This is a genomic window from Collinsella sp. AM33-4BH, from assembly GCF_003469205.1.
Taxonomy (GTDB): Bacteria; Actinomycetota; Coriobacteriia; order Coriobacteriales; family Coriobacteriaceae; genus Collinsella.
Map to the genome: position 1 here is coordinate 39,119 of NZ_QSIN01000014.1, position 17,502 is coordinate 56,620.

Below are 17,502 nucleotides of genomic sequence, written 5' to 3' on the forward strand. Positions count from 1 at the left end.
TGATACGGCGTCCTACAGTTTTGCCCACCCGCGGCGGTGCTGGCGCGGTCACGTTGCAGAATACTCCGTTTTTTGCACGGGCCAGGATGGGGTACCTCAGGAGAACGCGGCGGTATCCCGTAAATATATACAATCTGTACCGTAATTTATACAAAACGAAGAGGCAGACAGCATAGGGTGGGTGCATTGGGGTGCCTGGCGCACCGAAACGGGGAGCTCCCCCCATGCGCCGTATACTCTGTCTGAATGTGAAAACGGCTTGACGCGTTGCCAGGCGTAGGGAGAGGGTGCCTCGATGAGCGTATTCGAAATTGTGTTTAGTCCGACGGGTGGAACGCGGAAGGTGTCTGGCCTTGTGGCCGGGGCGCTGGACAATAATACCGTTACCGTCGATCTGACCGATAGCGGGCTAGATCTCAGCGCTGTCTCGATGACTGAGGACGACGTGGCCGTAATCTCTGTGCCGGCGTATGCCGGTAGAATTCCGGCTGTGGTGGCTGACCGGTTGGGCATGGTGCGCGGCAACGGGGCTCGGGCTGTTTTGGTTTGTGTATACGGAAACCGCGCGTTTGAGGACACGCTCGTAGAGCTGGAGGACGTTGCGAAGCGCGCCGGATTTAGGGTGGTTGCAGCTGTTTCTGCTATTGCTGAGCATTCCGTTGCTCGTCAGTTTGCTGCTGGGCGACCGGATGCGCAGGATGCGGCGCAGCTCGCAGAGTTTGCGCAGCAAATTCAGCAAAAGCTGTTGGCTGAGGATGCGTCCGAGCCCTCTATCCCCGGCAATCGTCCTTATAAACAAGCTGGAGGTCGCCGCATGGCACCCGAGGCAACAGAGGAATGCGTCTCCTGCAGTGCATGCGCCGCGGCGTGTCCCGTTTGTGCTATCGACAAGGGCGACCCCAAGCGAGCAGCTGACGAGGCGTGCATCTCCTGCATGCGCTGCATCGCCGTATGCCCGCGAGGCGCTCGCAAGCTTGATCCCAACAAGCTATCCGCTGTTTCCCAGATGCTGAGCAAGGCTTGCGTCGTGCGGAAGGAATGCGAGCTCTTCATCTAACGCATGCGAAATTGCTGCAAGGAGTGCCCCTGGGTGCCGGCGGGAAAGGAACGTCCCTAAGTGCCGCCTAAATACCGTTTATCGAAGAAAAAATACCGCTCACCGGTCATAATGATAGACATGGCTTTGCTATTGCCTACAATAACTCCCGTAAAAAGAAATGCGGAAGGTTACCGAGTCCCTCGGACGTGGGCCTAACCAAAGTCTTTGAACGGGTGTGTCTCTATGGATGCATTCGCTTGATTTTGGTTGGGCTATATTTATGAAGGGACATGCCACCATGGGTTTCTTTTCTCGCCTGATGGGCGGTTCGGATGAGCAGAAGACTGCAGCTTCCGAGTTCGAAATCCTCGCTCCCGTTTCCGGCGAGCTTGTTCATCTAGAAAATACCAATGACCCCGCTTTTAGCAGCCGTGCCGTGGGCGATGGCGTTGCCGTGGTTCCCCAAGAGGGGACCGTGTGCGCTCCTGTTTCCGGTACCGTCGCGGCGCTGTTTCCGACTGAGCACGCGCTGGGCATTATGTCCGACGACAGCTCTGCTCAGGTGATGCTGCATATCGGAATCGACACTGTTAAACTTGAGGGCAAGGGCTTCCATGCGCTTGTTGCTCAGGGTGACCATGTCGATGCGGGCCAGCCCCTCGTCGAGGTCGATTTCGACGCGGTTCGCGCCGCTGGCTTCGACCCCACGGTCTTCGTTATCGTGTGCGAGCGCTCGGAGAACTCGACTCTTCGTGAGCATGCTTCCGGCCCTGTTGCTGTTAAAGAGCCTGTCGTCTGGCTTTCCGAGTAAATTCTTGTGGTGGGTACCGTGGTTATCAAGCGAGTTTTCAACAATAACGTCGCAATGGTCACTTCGGACGATGGCTCCGAGCTCATCGTCATCGGCCGAGGCCTCTGCTTTGGCCGCCATGCCGGCGACGCTATCGATGAGGCATCGGTCGAAAAGACCTATGCGCTGCAGGAGGGCACTTCTCAGGATTCGCGCACGATTGACCGCTTGGCACATCTTTTGGAGTCCATCCCCACCGTCAACCTCGTGATTGCCGAGGACATTGTTCAGATGCTCCGTCGAGAGCTCAATGTTGATATCAACGACAAGATTCTCATTGCTCTCGCAGACCATATCAGCCTCGCCCTCGAGCGCGAGCGCAAGGGCGTTCCCTGTGAGAATCCGTTGCTGCTCGAGATCCAGCAGTTCTATCGCAAGGAGTACGCGCTTGCGGGCCGTGCCCTTCAGATTATCAAGGACTACCTGGGTATCGAGATGAGCGAGGAGGAGCAGGGTTTTATTACGCTGCATATCGTCAACGCCACCATGCCGCAACGCTCCGACCGTCTAATCGTCTCGGTCCAGCTTGTTCGCGACGTGCTCGCGATTGTTTCCGAGCACTATGCCACGACCCTTGACGTCACCTCGTTGCCGTACGAGCGTTTCGTTCGCCATCTGCAGTTTTTTGCGCAGCGAGCGCTCGATCCCGCGGCGGGGCAGGTCAATGGCGACGCGCTGTTCCGTATCGATGAAACGGCGTATCCGAGGGCGTTCTCGTGTGCGGAGTCAATTGCCGACCACTTAGCGTCTACCTATAACGTTGTCGTTACCGATGCCGAGAAGAGTTATCTCGCATATCACATTGTTAACCTGCTTGGAGAACCTGGTCTCTAGGCATAACGTGCCCACACATCGATTGATATAAGGCAAGGCTCACGGTCTTGTCCAGGGCACACCTATCTCAATTTGCGGAAAAGGAAGGGGAGTACCGCTATGACCGCAAAAAAGAAGTTCAATTTCAAAGCGCCGTTGGAGGTGTTCGCGAAGTCGATCGTTCAGCCGATGATGTATCTCTCGGTTGCCGGCATCCTGCTCATCGTGGGCATCATTCTGACCAACAAGACCATCTGCGCCGTGATCCCTGTGCTGGGCTCCGGTCCGTTCCAGCTTGTGGGCGCCGTTGTCTATCAGTCGCTGATGTTTATCATCAACAACCTCTCGATTCTGTTCTGCGTGGGCATCGCCGGCGCCATGGCAAAGAAGAACAAGGGCCATGCTTCGCTTATCGCCCTGATGTCGTTCTTCCTGTTCCTGCAGGCTAACAACATCGTGCTCAACGCTACCGGCTCTCTTGCCGAAGCGAGCGGCATGCTCGGCCTTACCGGAACCGGCCAGAGCACCGTTATGGGCATTCAGGTGCTCGATACCGGCGTGTTTGGCGGCATCATTCTTGGTTGCATCACCGGTGCTGTGTTCAACAAGTACTCGAACAAGCAGTTCCCCATTGCCCTTTCGATGTTCTCGGGCGTTCGTTTTCCGTTCCTGATCATGATCATCATCTCCTGGATCATGGGCGCTGGCTTCTGCATCGTTTGGCCTCCGGTTCAGGGTGCCATCTCCTCCGTTGCCGGCATCATTAAGGAGTCGGGCAACATCGGTCTGTTCATCTACGGCATGCTCAACAAGCTGCTCGTTCCCACCGGTCTGCACCACCTCATCTACACCCCGTTCCAGTTCTCCGATGTGGGTGGCACCCTGACGCTGGGCGATCAGGTTATCGCCGGTGCCTATCCCATCCGTGTCGCCGAGATGGCAATGACGGGCCAGCCCTTCTCCGATAGCACGTATTTCAACAGCTACACCTTCAACAACCTGTGGCCCTACATCGGTATCGGTCTCGCCTTTATCTTCACCGCTTACAAGGGGAACAAGGATAAGACCAAGGCCGTTATCATCCCGCTGATCATCACCGCCGTGCTCTCCTGCGTCACCGAGCCCATGGACTTCCTCTTTGTCTTTGCCGCTCCCGTGCTCTTTGTCGTTCACTCGGTTCTTTCCGGTATCTTCCTGGTCCTGCTCAAGGTCCTCTCCGTGCCCGCTTCGACTGCAGGCGGCATCATCAACATCGTGGTTTCCAACCTGGTCCTCGGTGTCGACAAGACCAACTGGCCGGTTATGCTGGTGCTTGGAGTCGTCAACGCCGCTCTGTACTTCTTCCTCTTCACCTTCCTTATTAAGAAGCTCAACCTCCACACGCCTGGCCGCGAGGAGGAGTCCGAGCTCGCCGAGTCCGTTGCCGAGGGCGAGGCTGCCGCGTCTGTCGCGGTGAAGCAGGGCGCTGTTGCCGCAGCTCCCGCAGAGGGCGTCGATGCAGGTATTGCCGACCTGGTCGCAGGTCTTGGCGGCAAGGACAACATCGAGGAGCTCGAGAACTGCTTTACGCGTCTTCGCGTGAACGTTAAGAACCCGGACCTCATCGATGAGAACCTCATCAACCACGTGCCCAACAGCGGTATCAACCGCAACGGCAACAATATCCAGATCATCTTTGGCATGAAGGTCGCCGAGATGCGCGACAAGGTCGAAAACGCAATTGAGAAGGAGCAGTAAACAATGATCATTACTCTGTGTGGTGGCGGATCCACCTTTACCCCCGGCATCGTCAAGTCCATCGCTCTGCGCAAGGACGAGCTCGACGTTGACGAGATTCGCCTGTACGACATCAATGAGGAGCGTCAGCGCAAGATCGGCGTGCTCGTGGACTGGATTTTGCACGAGGACCTTGGCCTGGACATCAAGCTTACGGTGACCACCGACAAAAAGACGGCTTTTACCGACGCGAGCTTCGTGTTTGCCCAGATGCGCGTGGGCGGCTACGCCATGCGCGAGCAGGACGAGAAGATTCCGCTGCGCCACGGTTGCGTGGGTCAGGAGACCTGCGGCTGCGGCGGCCTTGCCTACGGCATGCGCACCATCTTCCCCATGGTCGAGCTGATCGATGACGTTGAGAAGTACGCCAAGAAGGACTACTGGATTCTCAACTACTCCAACCCTGCTGCCATCGTGTCCGAGGGCTGCCGCGTGCTGCGTCCCAACGCTCGCATCATCAACATCTGCGACATGCCGATCGCGATCATCGACGTGGTTTGCGCCGCACTCGATATCGACAAGAAGGATGTCGAGTACGATTACTTTGGCCTCAACCACTTTGGTTGGTTCACCTCGATCCGCCACAAGGGCGAGGAGGTGCTCCCGCAGCTGCGCGAGTACATCAAGGAGCATGAGATTCTGCTGCCCGACTCCTACCTCAAGGGCATGGGCTCGCTCATGGCAAAGAAGCCCGAGGAGGCCACTGACGAGCACCCCGAGCAGAACCGCCACACCAAGGGCAGCTGGTACTACGTCTGGAAGGGCGAGTACGAGATCATGGAGTGCTTCCCGGAGTACCTGCCCAACACGTATCTGAACTACTACCTGCAGCAGAAGGAGTTCGTCGAGCATTCCAACCCCGAGCGCACCCGTGCTAACGAGGTTGAGGAGACGCGTGAGAAGAACCTCTTCGACGGCATCGACCACTACGAGAAGACGGGCGAGATCGACGAGAGCACGTTCTATGCGGGCAGCCACGGCGACTGGATTGCCGATCTGGCTATCGCTCTGAAGAACGACACCAAGCAGCGCTTCCTGGTCATTTGCGAGAACAAGGGCGCTATCCCCAACATGCCCTACGACGCTATGGTCGAGCTGCCTGCCTACATTGGCAAGAATGGCCCCGAGGTCATCAGCCGCGACAACATTCCTCTGTTCCAACAGGGCCTCATGATGCAGCAGCTGAACTCCGAGAAGCTCGTGGTCGAGGCTACGATCGAGGGTTCTTACGAGAAGGCGCTCAAGGCCTTTACGCTGAACAAGACCGTGCCTTCGATGAAGGTCGCCAAGGAGGTTCTCGACGACATGATCGAGGCCAACAAGGGTTACTGGCCCGAGCTTAAGTAAAAGCAACAGGGTCGCTGGCCGCATACCTGGAGCAATGCCCCGTCCACGTGATTGCGTGGGTGGGGCATTGTCATTTGGTAACGCGTTTTACCAAATATGGCATTTATCTGCGGTAATGTTCTATTTCACCGCCGAGGGTGACATTTCATACCGCCTGCCGAACTGCGTGGAGACCTAACAACTTTTTAGGTCAGTGTTGTGCGTGTAGCAACTTCGCCCGGCCTCGCCTCCGGGCTGCCATGTGAGAGGGGATCTTATGGCTCGACTGCACGTAATGGAACGCAGCAACGCTCAGGCCGTCATGGACGACCTGCACGATGCGCTCGGACGTCGTCTGGCGGTGAGTTCGCTCGCCCCGTGCCCCGTTGAGTTTACGGCAGCGCTCGTCAATCTGTGCTCCACCCAGAGCTGCGGCAAGTGCACGCCCTGCCGCGTGGGCCTGAGCGCGCTGAGCGACCTGCTCGCCGATGTGCTCGAGGGCCGCGCCGACGAGTCCACGCTCAACTTGATTGAGCGCACCGCCCGCACCATCTACCTTTCGAGCGACTGCGCCATCGGCTACGAAGCTGGCGCCATGGCACTCACGGCCATTCACGGCTTCCGCGACGATTTTGAGCACCACATCCGCGAGCACTCCTGTGGCTTTGACCGCGAGGCCCGCGTCCCGTGCGTCTCGGGCTGCCCGGCGCACGTCGACATTCCCGGCTACATTTCGCTGGTCGAGGCCGGCCGCTATGCCGATGCCGTCAAGGTCATCCGCAAGAACAACCCGCTGCCGCTCGTCTGCGGCCTGGTGTGCGAGCATCCCTGCGAGATGCACTGTCGCCGTGGCATGGTCGACGACCCCATGAACATCCTCGCCCTCAAGCGTTTTGCCGTTGAGCACAGTGACCTCAACGACCACAAGCCGCATGTGGTGGACAACACCGGCAAGCGCGTCGCCGTGATCGGCGGCGGCCCGGCCGGCCTTTCCTGCGCCTACTACCTGGCCGTGATGGGCCACAAGGTGACCATCTTTGAGCAGCGCCACCACCTGGGCGGCATGCTGCGCTATGGCATTCCCAGCTACCGTCTGCCGCGCGAGCGCCTGCAGGCCGAGATCGACTGGATCTTGAGCGCCGGCATCGACGTTGAGCTCGATCACTCCGTCAACGGCGAGGAGCTCGCCCGTCTGCGCGACGAGTTTGATGCCGTCTACCTGGCCATCGGTGCCCATAGCGACAAGAAGCTCGGCCTTCCGGGCGAAGAGGCGCCCGGCGTGGAGTCGGCCGTCAAGATGCTGCGCGCCATCGGTGACGACGAGCTGCCCGACCTGAGCGGCCAGCGCGTGTGCGTCATCGGCGGCGGCAACGTTGCCATGGACGTGGCTCGCTCTGCCGTGCGCTGCGGTGCCGAAAAGGTGAGCATTGTCTACCGCCGCCGCATCTGCGATATGACGGCTCAGGACGCCGAGATTGCCGGTGCCCAGGCCGAGGGCTGCGAGGTTCTGGAGCTGACGGCGCCGCTCGCCATCGAGACGGGCGAGGACGGTCGCGTGAGCGGCCTGCGCGTGCAGCCGCAGATTATCGGCGAGCCCCGTCGCGGTCGTCCGGCCCCGCGTGCCGCCGCCACGTCCGAGCAGGTCATTCCCTGCGAGCGCGTGTTCGTGGCCATTGGCCAGGACATCGATTCCAAGCCGTTTGAGGAGATGGGCATTGCCTGCAAGTGGGGCTGCGTGGTCACCGATTCGGACGGCGCCGTGCCCAACTTCGATGGCCTCTTTAGCGGCGGCGACTGCCAGACCGGCCCCGCTACCGTCATCCGCGCCATCAATGCCGGCCGCGTGGCTTCGGCAAACATCGACCGCTATCTGGGCTTCGACCACAAGATTAAGCTTGAGGTCGAGCTGCCGACCGTCCAGTTTAAGGGTAAGCACGAGTGCGGCCGCTGCGAGCTGGGCGAGCGCGAGGCCGGCGAGCGTATTCACGATTGGAATCTGGTCGAGCAAGGTCTTACCGAGCAGGAGGCACACCAGGAGGCGAGCCGCTGCCTGCGTTGCGATCACTTTGGCTTTGGCGCGTTCCGCGGAGGGAGGAACCTGGAATGGTAGAGCCCAACAAAACCACCGTCAGTGACAACACCGAAAACGGAGCGCACAATATGGCCAAGCTCACTATCGATAATTGCGAGGTCGTGGTGTCCGAGCGCACCACGATCCTGGATGCAGCCAAGTCCGTCGGCATCCAGATTCCCACCCTATGCTATCTGCGCGATCTGAACGAGATCGGCGGCTGCCGCGTGTGCGTGGTCGAGGTTGAGGGCTGTGATCAGCTGGTTGCCGCCTGCAACAACTACGTGCTCGACGGCATGGTGGTCCACACCAACAGTCCCAAGGCCCGCGAGGCCCGTCGCACCAACGTGCAGCTGCTGCTGTCCCAGCACGATTCGCAGTGCACGAGCTGCGTGCGCAGCGGCAACTGCAACCTGCAGACCATCGCCAACGACCTGGGCATTTTCTATCTGCCGTATCAAAGGCATTTGGCGGGCGAGGGCTGGGATTTCGATTTTCCCATCATCCGCGAAAACGACAAGTGCATTAAATGCATGCGCTGCATCAAGGTGTGCGAGAGCGTGCAGGGCCTGGGGATTTGGGACCTGACCAACCGCGCCACGCATACCGCCGTGGGTACCCGCGGGCGCGCACCGATCGGCAAGACCGATTGCGTCGCGTGCGGCCAGTGCATTACGCATTGCCCGACGGGCGCACTGCGCGAGCGCGACGATACCGAGACCGTGTTTGACGCGCTCGCCGATCCCGACAAGATCGTGGTGGTGCAGATCGCGCCGGCCGTGCGTAGCGCTTGGGGCGAGGAACTCGGCATTCCGCGCGAGGAGGCTACCGTCGAGCGCCTGGCTTGCGTGCTGCGTCGCGCGGGCTTTGAATACGTGTTCGATACCGATTTCTCGGCCGACCTCACCATTATGGAGGAGGGCTCCGAGCTGCTCGGGCGCCTGGGCGCCGCCGCCAAGGGCGAAGGTGACAGCCGCGGCTGGCCCATGTTTACGAGCTGCTGCCCGGGTTGGGTTCGCTTTGTGAAGGCGCGTTATCCGGAGTTTGTCGACAGCCTGTCCACGTCCAAGTCGCCGCAGCAGATGTTCGGCGCCATCGCCAAGACCTACTACGCCAAGGTGCTGGGCGTGGAGCCCGAGCGTCTGTTCGTGGTGTCCGTTATGCCGTGCACGGCCAAGAAGGCCGAGTGCGCGCTGCCGAGCATGATGGGCGAGGGCGGCGCGCCCGATGTGGACGTTGCGCTGACGGTGCGCGAGATGGTGCGCATGATCCGCGCGAGCCACGTGAGCGTGGACACGCTGGTTGAGGAGCCGCTCGATACGCCGCTGGGCTTTGGCACGGGCGCGGGTGTGATCTTTGGCGCCACGGGCGGCGTGATGGAGGCCGCCGTGCGCTCGGCCTATTACCTGGTGACGGGCAAGAACCCCGACGCCGACTTCTTTACCGAGATGCGTGGGCTCGACGGTTGGAAGGAAGCCATGGCCGATATCGATGGCACCAAGGTGCGCGTCGCCGTGGCGCACGGGCTGGGCAACGCCGCCCGCCTGCTCGATGCGATTCGCGACGGCCGTGCGAGCTATGACTTCGTCGAGGTCATGGCGTGTCCGGGCGGCTGCGTCGGTGGCGGTGGCCAGCCCATCCATGACGGCTGCGAGCTGGCGGCAGAGCGTGGCCAGGTTCTTTGGGACCTCGATGCGGCAGCGGACATTCGCTTCTCGCACGAGAATCCCGATGTTCAGGCATGCTATCGCGAGTTCTTGGGTGCGCCGCTCTCGCCGCTGGCCGAGGAGTTGCTGCACACTGACCACCACGCCTGGACGATGCCTAACGAAGGGATGTGCTAACGATGCGCGCGTTTGAATTTGAGCTTTCGCGCCGAGGGTTTGCCTCGGCGCTTGCCGCGGGCGCGCTGTCGCTTGCGTTGGCCGGCTGCAGCGGCGGGGCTGCGGGGGCGGGGTCTTCTGCGGGTTCGGCTGCTGGGTCTGCGGCGAGTGGCGCTGCCGCTGAGTCGGTCGAGGTGCGCGTTGCCTCGCTCAAGGGACCGACATCGATCGGCCTGGTGCAGTTTATGGACCAGGCGGCACATGACGAGATGCATAACGAGTTCGACTTTGCGATCAGCGCCGCTGCCGACGAGATCGTGCCCAAGGTCATTCAGGGCGATGTCGATATTGCCCTGGTGCCCGCCAACGTGGCGAGCGTGCTCTACAACAAGACCGAGGGCGCGGTGCAGGTCATCGACATCAATACGCTCGGCGTGCTGAGCGTGGTGACGGGCGACGCGGGCGTGACCTCGTTTGCCGACCTGGCGGGCCGCACCGTCTATATGACGGGCAAGGGCACAACGCCCGAGTACGTCATGAACTATCTGCTGGAGCGCGCAGGTCTGACTGGCCAGGTGGCGCTTGAGTTTAAGAGCGAACCCACCGAGGTGCTGTCGGCCCTGCTTGCCGACCCGTCCGCCGTGGGCGTGCTGCCGGAGCCATTCAAGACCGCTGCCATCGCCAAGAGCGAGGGCAAGCTGTCGGCACCGGTGAGCCTGACCGATGTGTGGGACGAGCTCGCGGGTGACACGGGCTCCCGTTTGCTGACGGGCGTGACCGTGGTGCGCCGTGCCTTTGCCGAGGAGCATCCCGAGGCTGTGGCGGAGTTCTTAAGCTGCCATGCGGCGAGCGTTGAGGCCGTAAACGCGGCACCGGCGGACTGGGCTCAAGCGGTGGTCGATGCGGGTATCGTCGATAACGCCACGATTGCCGAAAAGGCGATTCCCGGGTGCATGCTCGTGTGCCAGACGGGGAAAGATATGAAGGCGGCGCTCGGTGGGTACCTACAGGTGCTGGCCGATGCGGACGCGAGCGCCGTGGGCGGTAAGCTTCCGGCTGACGATTTCTACTACATGGAGTAGCTCGTGCGTGCGTTTGCTCGACAAATGACTGAGCGTGCGAAGGCGGTGGCGGCAGTAGGTGCCGTCGCCGCCTTTTGGCTTGCCGTGTGGATCTTTGCGGCGTCGCTGGTGGCGCAGCCGTTGATTTTGCCGGGGCCGGGCGCTGTTGTGATGGCGTTGCTGCGGCTGGTATGCGATGCCGGCACGTGGGTGATTCTGGTGGGCTCGGGCGCGCGAATTTTGGGCGGATTGGCGCTCGCTGTGGCATGCGGTGGCGTGCTGGCGGGAGTATCGGTGCGGTCGCGGGCGTTTGCCCGCTTGGTGGCGCCGGCGCTTTCGTTTGTTAAGGCGACGCCGGTTGCCTGTGTGGTGGTCCTGCTGCTTATTTGGTTGGGGTCGGCGCGCGTGAGCATCGCGGCGGTCTTTTTGATGGCACTGTCGGGCGTTTATTTCTCACTGGTCGAGGGTCTGGCGCAAGTGGACAAACCGCTGGAGCAGATGTTTCGCCTGCATGGCGTACGGGGTTGGCGCCTGTTTTGCGCCCATACCTGGCGCGAAGTCCTGCCGTTTGTGCTTTCGTGCGCGCGTGCCGTGATTGGCATGAGCTGGAAGGCCGGCGTGGCAGCCGAGCTCATCGGCATGGCGACGGGCACCGTGGGCGAGCGCATCTATCAGGCGAAGCTGCTCATCGAGACGGCTGACCTGCTGGCGTGGACCGTGTTGGTCGTGGCGGCATCGTGGGCATGCGAGCGTGTGCTGGTGTGGTTGCTGCGGGCTTCGGGGCCCGCGGCGTGGCGTGCTGCCGTGCGGGCACATGGGCGTGGTACTCGCGGGCGTTCGGGCGACCCTGCTGGCGCCGGCGCTGCGGCGGAGCTTGCGCTTGCCGTGGGCGATCGTGCGCCCTGGGCGCCGGCGCTCGACGGTTTGGAACTCAACGTGCCCGTGGGTGGGCGTATCTGTGTGATGGGCGCTTCGGGCATGGGCAAGTCGACGCTGCTTGCGCTGGCGGCGGGGGAGTGCACGCCGTGTTCCATGGTGTTTCAGGATGTTCGCCTGGTCGAGGACGTCTCTGCCCTGGATAACGTGCTGGTGTGCGCCGACGCGCGCGTGGATGCCTCGAGTGCCGCAGCTCTGTTGCGCTTGCTGGTGCCGGGGGTCGATGTGCATGCTCGCGTGGCCGAGCTTTCGGGCGGGCAGCGCCGCCGTGTCGAGATCGCCCGCGCCCTGCTGTGCTCGGGCGACGCGGTGATTCTGGACGAGCCCTTTACCGGTCTAGATACCGCTGCGCGCGACGCATGCGCCAAGGTCGTGCTCGACTTGCTCGACGGTCGCATGCTGTTGCTTGCCACACACGATGCCGTCGACGCTCGGGCCCTCAATATCTCGTACATCATCACGCTCTAACTACTAACTCAGCAACAAAATGATCCGTTTTCTTCCGTCTCCATGGGGTCGGGTATGGTATTCTATCTGCGGGGTAATACTTAGGTATACCAAGTAATACCAACGCCGTAGAAACAAACTCCAGATGCGGGCCAATCGGGTTGCCTTCACAGCCCGTCGCTCAGCCGCGTGGCCCGCATCTATCCGCACCACCGTCGTTTCAAAAAGGAAGCGCCATGGCAGAACACATGACCCCGGTTGTCGCGAAGGTCTTGCCCGAGGAGAAGGCGGCCTTCGTGGCGGCAACCCAACTCGTGGGCACCACGCCGTCCAACGCCATCCGCATGTTTATCGCCGCCTTCAATCGCTGCGGCACCTTTCCGTTCGACATCTCGCCCAACGGGGCCTTTGGCAAAGACTGTCCCCAACAACTAGTCGTTGAAGAACGTCCCCAATGACTAGTCGTTGGGAGGAGGTCGGCATGCTCAATGCGCTGGTTTGGGCGCTTGCCTGTTTTGGCGTCGTCGCTGCCGATATTGTCCTGAGCATGGTTTTGTTCTCCGTGCTGGACATCGTGTCGGCGCTGACGGGTTTCCCGATCGACAACCTCGATATTCAATGGTTTCAAGCCGTCGCTCAGACGGCGTCGTTTTTGATGGCGCTGCTATGGTGGCGTTATTTGTGGCCGCGGTCGTTTATCGCGCGCTGGCAAGGTGAGCGTCCGCTTGGCGGGGGAGTGCGTAGCGCGTGGAAGCGCATTGCCTGCGTTATCGTGATCGGCTTGGCACTGCAGGTGGTCGTTGGCTACGTGACCGACGCCGTACTGTCATTGTTGCCCGAGGTCGCGGCCGATTACAGTGAACTTGTCGAGGAAACAGGCATGGGCGACACCAGCTATCTCGCCGTCCTGACTACGGTGCTCGGCGCTCCGTTTTGCGAGGAGCTGCTGGTGCGCGGCATCATTTTTGAGTTTTCGCTCCGAGCATTTAACCCGCAGTGCCGCCCACTTTGGAAGCGCCGACGTCTCGTGCGACCGCAAGACGGCGCCATGGTGCCCTGGGCGGCCCCGAGTACCTGGGGTATCGCCGCGGCGATTGTGCTGCAGGCGGCAATCTTCGGCTTTATGCACATGAATTGGGTACAGGGCTGCTATGCGGGTGCCGCCGGCCTCATCTTTGGCTGGGTGCTCGTGACGACCGGAAAGCTCCGCTACACGATCCTGCTGCACTTTGCCTTTAATGCCGGCTCGTACCTCATGGGCCTGCTATGGTTTGTGAACACGCCGCTCGACGCGGTAGCCACGGTCGCTATCGCCGGCGTCGTCCTCGTTGAGGCAATGCGCTCGCTGCGCCACGCGTGTGGGATGGACGCAGCGAGCGCACCACTGCCCTAGTTGCGGCGACCGCCTCCGTTGGCACCCTGACGCCCCTGAGCTGCGCGGTTGCGCCCGGCGGTGTTCTGCGCGCGGGACATGCCGCCGTGGCCCTTGCTGCCTTTGGGTCCCTTGCCGGCGGCGCCACCGTGGGCCTTGCCGCCCTTCTTGCCGGTCCCATGTCCGCCGCTAACAGGCGTCTCGCCCGGGCGTGGCGGCACGGGGCGAATCAGACAATGCTTGGTATAGCCGATCAGGTCACGACGCCCGGCCTTCTCCAGTGCCTCGCGCACGAGCTTGTAGTTCTCGGGCTTGCGATACTGGATGAGCGCGCGTTGCATGGCCTTCTCGTGCGGGTCGCGCGCCACATAGATCGGCTGCATGGTACGCGGATCTACGCCGGTGTAGTACATGCACGTCGACATGGTGGACGGCGTTGGGTAGAAGTCCTGGACCTGCTCGGGCATGTAGCCCATGTCGCGCACAGCCTCGGCAAGCTCCACCGCTTCCTTCATCGTCGAGCCGGGATGGCTCGAGATCAGATACGGCACCACGTACTGCTTGAGTCCGTATTCACGGTTTAAGCGCTCAAATTTGCGGCAGAACGCATCGTAGACGGCGCGGCTCGGCTTGCCCATTACGGAGAGCACGGCGTCGCTCACATGCTCGGGTGCTACGCGCAGCTGGCCCGAAACGTGATGCTCCAGCAGCTCGCGCAAAAACTCGTCCGAGGCGTCGGCCATGGTGTAGTCAAAGCGGATGCCGCTGCGCACGAAGACCTTCTTGACGCCCGGCAACTGGCGCAGGTCGCGCAACAGCTGCGTGTAGCCGCTCTCGTCGACCACCATGTTCTTGCACACGCTCGGCCACAGACAGCGCTTGTTCTTGCAAACGCCGTGCTTGAGCTGTTTGTCGCAGGCGGGACGGCTAAAGTTGGCCGTCGGTCCGCCCACGTCGTTGATGTAGCCCTTAAACTCGGGGTCGCGCGTGAGCAGCTCGGCCTCGCGTATGATCGAGTCGTGGCTGCGCATCTGCAGCACGCGGCCCTGGTGGAAGGTGAGCGCGCAAAACGAGCACTCGCCAAAGCAGCCGCGGTTAGAGCTGATGGAAAACTTGATCTCGGCAAAGGCCGGCACGCCGCCTGCCGCGTCGTAGTCGGGATGCCAATCGCGTGCGTAGGGGAGTTCGGCCACCTCGTCCATCTCGTCGGTGGTGAGTGTTGCCGACGGCGGGTTCTGCACCACATAGACGCTGTTGGGGTAGGGCTCTACCAGACGATGTCCGGTGATGGGGTCCATATTCTGCTGCTGCACGTTAAAGCTGCGCGCGTAGTTGAGCTTGTCGGCGGCAAGGTCGTCCCAGCTGGGCAGCAGGTCGTAGTCGTAGACCTCGTCGAGCGAGCTGGTGCGGTAGACGGTGCCGTTGATATAGGTGATCTGATCGACGGGCAGCCCCGCGTCGAGCGCGTCGGCGATCTCGACAATCGCGTGCTCGCCCATGCCGTAGATGAGGATGTCGGCGCCCGAGTCGAGCAGCACCGAGCGCTTGAGCTTATCCTGCCAGTAGTCGTAGTGGGCCAGGCGGCGCAGGCTCGCCTCGATGCCGCCGATGATGATGGGGGCGTCCTTGAACGTCTGACGGATGAGGTTGCCGTAGACCGTGACGGCACGATTGGGGCGGTGCCCTTCCTCGCCACCGGGGGTATAGGCGTCGGTGTGGCGGCGGTGCCTGGTCACCGAATAGTGGTTGACCATGGAGTCCATGTTGCCGGCGCTGACGAGAAAGCCCAGGCGCGGCTCGCCAAGCACGGTGATGCTGGCGGGGTCGGTCCAGTCGGGCTGGCAGATGATGCCCACCTTGTAGCCGTGCGCGTCGAGGACGCGGCTGACGATGGCCATACCAAAGCTGGGATGGTCCACGTAGGCGTCGCCGCAGATGTAGACAAAGTCGCACTGGTCCCAGCCGCGCGCATCCATGTCGGCGCGGCTGACGGGGAGGAACTTATCGCGGCCCGGTCGCCAGGGGCGGGCGGGCGTCGCTTGGGAATGCTTGGTGCGGGCGACCGTGGCCTGCGCCTTGCCGCCGCGCTTTTGTTGCTGGCCCTGTTTGCCCTGCTGACTGCGCTGGTTGTTCTGAGCGTGCTGAGGCTTTTTTGCCACGATCCCTCCCGGTGTTTGTATGCTGCACGTAATTGTAACCAGTCTTTTTGGGACGGGGCTAAAAAGACTGGTGGAGTACACGAGGCGTCGGGCGTCGGGTGTGGCGCCGCGCCCGCCGTTTGTTTCCAGACTGTGTATCTGCGCGTTGGGGAGCCCGTCTCGCGCGCACGCCATGTTGTCAATGGGTTACAGTATGAACGGCGGCTATGTCTCCGCCAACGCACGAGAGGGTCGTCAACAAGGAGGCCGCACGACGATGCAGCGTGCCAAGCAGATATCGGAGTCCATCGAGCTGGGCATCATTCTGGCGCTCGCCGGTGGCTTTATGGACGTGTATTCGTACATTGGGCGCGACCATGTTTTCGCCAACGCACAGACGGGCAACATCCTGCTCGTGGGCGTGAGCATCTCGGAGGGCAACTGGGCACTTGCGGGGCGCTACTTCTTCCCTGTGGTGTCGTTTGCTGTGGGCATTATGCTTGCCGACCTGGTGCACGAGCGTTTTGGCAGCGTGATTCACTGGCGCCAGGTGACGGTGTTTTTTGAAGCCGTCATCTTGCTGGGTGTGAGCTTTATCCCGGGCGGTAATTTCAACCTGCTCGCCAACTGCCTCACCTCGTTTGCCTGCGGCATGCAGGTCGAGAGCTTCCGCAAGATCCATGGTCACGGCATCGCCACGACCATGTGCATCGGTAACTTGCGCAATGCGCTGCAAAACGTGGACGACTACATCATCACCCACAAGCGCGGCTTTTTGGAAAACGGCGTGCTGTACTTTGGCGTGATCTTTACCTTTGTGTTTGGCGCCGTGCTGGGCAACTGGTGCATCGAGCGCATGGGCCTGCACGCCATTGCGGTGGCGAGCATGCTGCTGTTTATCGCGTTTGCCATCATGTTTATCGATCGCGAACGCGACTTGCACAGGAAATGGGCCCGCATCGTAGCTGACTGGCAGACCACGAGTCTTAAGCGCTAAGGTGCATGTTCGTAACAACATTCAGGAGCCAGAAAAACTATCTAGCTCCTGAATGTTGTTACGAACTGCTTTTTGCGATTTATTCGAGATGCTCTTCAATCCGAGCCCTAAGAAGGGCAATGGCTGTAGGTATTCCAATTGCGGCGGCTAATTCGGCTTTATCCAAAACCTGTATGCTAAAGCACGATTGTTTATCACATTGAAGGACGATAACTGAAGATAGCTTCACTTCCTGTTGGCTGAATATATCGTAATCTCCAAATAGGAAGTTACCTTTTATTGCGTAATTCGGTATGTTCGTTACGCACTTCATCTCAAGTCTGTTTAGACCATAATCGAACACCGCAACTTCCTTGTGTTCGATGATGAGCGCAACCCTGGGCATGTTGCTAAAGCCACCGTCGACGACAGTGAAGAGTTTTTCATTCGCATCGTCATAAACGGTATATTTAAGACTCGATAGCTGTCCTAGTGGACCCGTGAACCCATGTCTTTTGATGTTGAGGTTGTCTCCCGCTGGGTTGATGAGAGCCAGAGTATGCGGATAAGGATTACCTTCAATTGAGATTCGATATTCGTTTGTAGCTGTCTTGCTCGATTTAGGACCAGTAGCCATCACGCGTCATCGCCTCGATCGAATTGGAACCGTCTTCTACTTCGTGCGGAGAATTGCGCTGTACGTTGCGGTACATGCAGCTGCAATAACCGCATGGGCAATTTCTAACAAAATGAATGACGCTATTTGCTGCATGCATTTTATTTACTATAAAGTATCCTTTTATAAACGTATTGTCAAACATATATTGCTAAAACAGAAATAATTTATAGCCTTGATTGGCAACTTCATCCGAAC

The 17,502-nt window shown here is 60.5% G+C and carries 14 protein-coding genes; 12 read left to right on the forward strand and 2 right to left on the reverse strand.

Features of this window, described 5'->3' with window-relative positions; all coding sequences use genetic code 11:
• Window positions 1-295: 295 nt before the first annotated feature.
• The 11 genes from DW821_RS09165 to DW821_RS09215 all read left to right on the forward strand — a co-directional run bounded on the left by DW821_RS09165 (window position 296) and on the right by DW821_RS09215 (window position 13,535).
• A complete protein-coding gene (locus tag DW821_RS09165) occupies window positions 296-1,057 on the forward strand; it encodes a 4Fe-4S dicluster domain-containing protein (protein WP_117634833.1) in 762 nt (253 codons plus the stop codon).
• 280 nt (window positions 1,058-1,337) lie between these two features.
• Window positions 1,338-1,850, forward strand: coding sequence for a PTS glucose transporter subunit IIA (locus tag DW821_RS09170; RefSeq protein WP_158549076.1), 513 nt, complete (start codon window positions 1,338-1,340; stop codon window positions 1,848-1,850).
• Window positions 1,851-1,868: 18 nt separating this feature from the next.
• Entirely contained in the window at window positions 1,869-2,723 is an 855-nt protein-coding gene (locus DW821_RS09175; protein ID WP_118066609.1) for a PRD domain-containing protein, read from the forward strand.
• A 99-nt stretch (window positions 2,724-2,822) separates the two neighbouring features.
• Window positions 2,823-4,439, forward strand: a complete 1,617-nt coding sequence (locus tag DW821_RS09180) for a PTS transporter subunit EIIC (RefSeq protein ID WP_117817223.1) — start codon at window positions 2,823-2,825, stop codon at window positions 4,437-4,439.
• A gap of 3 nt (window positions 4,440-4,442) precedes the next feature.
• Window positions 4,443-5,825 carry a 6-phospho-alpha-glucosidase gene (locus tag DW821_RS09185; RefSeq protein WP_117655571.1) on the forward strand — a complete coding sequence of 461 codons (1,383 nt, stop codon included), beginning with the start codon at window positions 4,443-4,445 and terminating at the stop codon, window positions 5,823-5,825.
• A 256-nt stretch (window positions 5,826-6,081) separates the two neighbouring features.
• On the forward strand, window positions 6,082-7,914 hold the full coding sequence (locus DW821_RS09190) for an NAD(P)-binding protein (protein WP_118066593.1): 1,833 nt from the start codon (window positions 6,082-6,084) through the stop codon (window positions 7,912-7,914).
• A gap of 50 nt (window positions 7,915-7,964) precedes the next feature.
• Window positions 7,965-9,719: a [FeFe] hydrogenase, group A gene (locus DW821_RS09195; RefSeq protein ID WP_199584338.1), complete on the forward strand. Its 1,755-nt coding sequence runs from the start codon at window positions 7,965-7,967 to the stop codon at window positions 9,717-9,719.
• 2 nt (window positions 9,720-9,721) lie between these two features.
• The gene (locus DW821_RS09200) at window positions 9,722-10,780 is read left to right on the forward strand and encodes an ABC transporter substrate-binding protein (RefSeq protein ID WP_118066597.1); all 1,059 of its coding nucleotides are present in this window, start codon (window positions 9,722-9,724) and stop codon (window positions 10,778-10,780) included.
• A 3-nt stretch (window positions 10,781-10,783) separates the two neighbouring features.
• Window positions 10,784-12,163: an ATP-binding cassette domain-containing protein gene (locus DW821_RS09205; protein WP_147487042.1), complete on the forward strand. Its 1,380-nt coding sequence runs from the start codon at window positions 10,784-10,786 to the stop codon at window positions 12,161-12,163.
• 215 nt (window positions 12,164-12,378) lie between these two features.
• Window positions 12,379-12,600 (forward strand): hypothetical protein, encoded by a 222-nt coding sequence (locus DW821_RS09210; protein WP_118066601.1) that lies wholly within the window; start codon window positions 12,379-12,381, stop codon window positions 12,598-12,600.
• Entirely contained in the window at window positions 12,597-13,535 is a 939-nt protein-coding gene (locus DW821_RS09215) for a CPBP family intramembrane glutamic endopeptidase (RefSeq protein WP_118066603.1), read from the forward strand. The genes DW821_RS09210 and DW821_RS09215 overlap by 4 nt, the downstream gene beginning before the upstream one ends.
• Here DW821_RS09215 and DW821_RS09220 read toward each other — a convergent pair.
• Complete coding sequence (locus DW821_RS09220) at window positions 13,532-15,673, reverse strand: YgiQ family radical SAM protein (RefSeq protein WP_233553046.1); 2,142 nt, start codon at window positions 15,671-15,673, stop codon at window positions 13,532-13,534. The genes DW821_RS09215 and DW821_RS09220 overlap by 4 nt on opposite strands.
• 193 nt (window positions 15,674-15,866) lie before the next feature.
• Between DW821_RS09220 and DW821_RS09225 the strand changes: the two genes are divergently transcribed.
• Window positions 15,867-16,649 carry a YoaK family protein gene (locus DW821_RS09225; protein ID WP_370221259.1) on the forward strand — a complete coding sequence of 261 codons (783 nt, stop codon included), beginning with the start codon at window positions 15,867-15,869 and terminating at the stop codon, window positions 16,647-16,649.
• A 79-nt stretch (window positions 16,650-16,728) separates the two neighbouring features.
• Here DW821_RS09225 and DW821_RS09230 read toward each other — a convergent pair whose 3' ends face one another.
• Window positions 16,729-17,265, reverse strand: a complete 537-nt coding sequence (locus DW821_RS09230) for a hypothetical protein (protein WP_117757906.1) — start codon at window positions 17,263-17,265, stop codon at window positions 16,729-16,731.
• Window positions 17,266-17,502 lie beyond the last annotated feature (237 nt).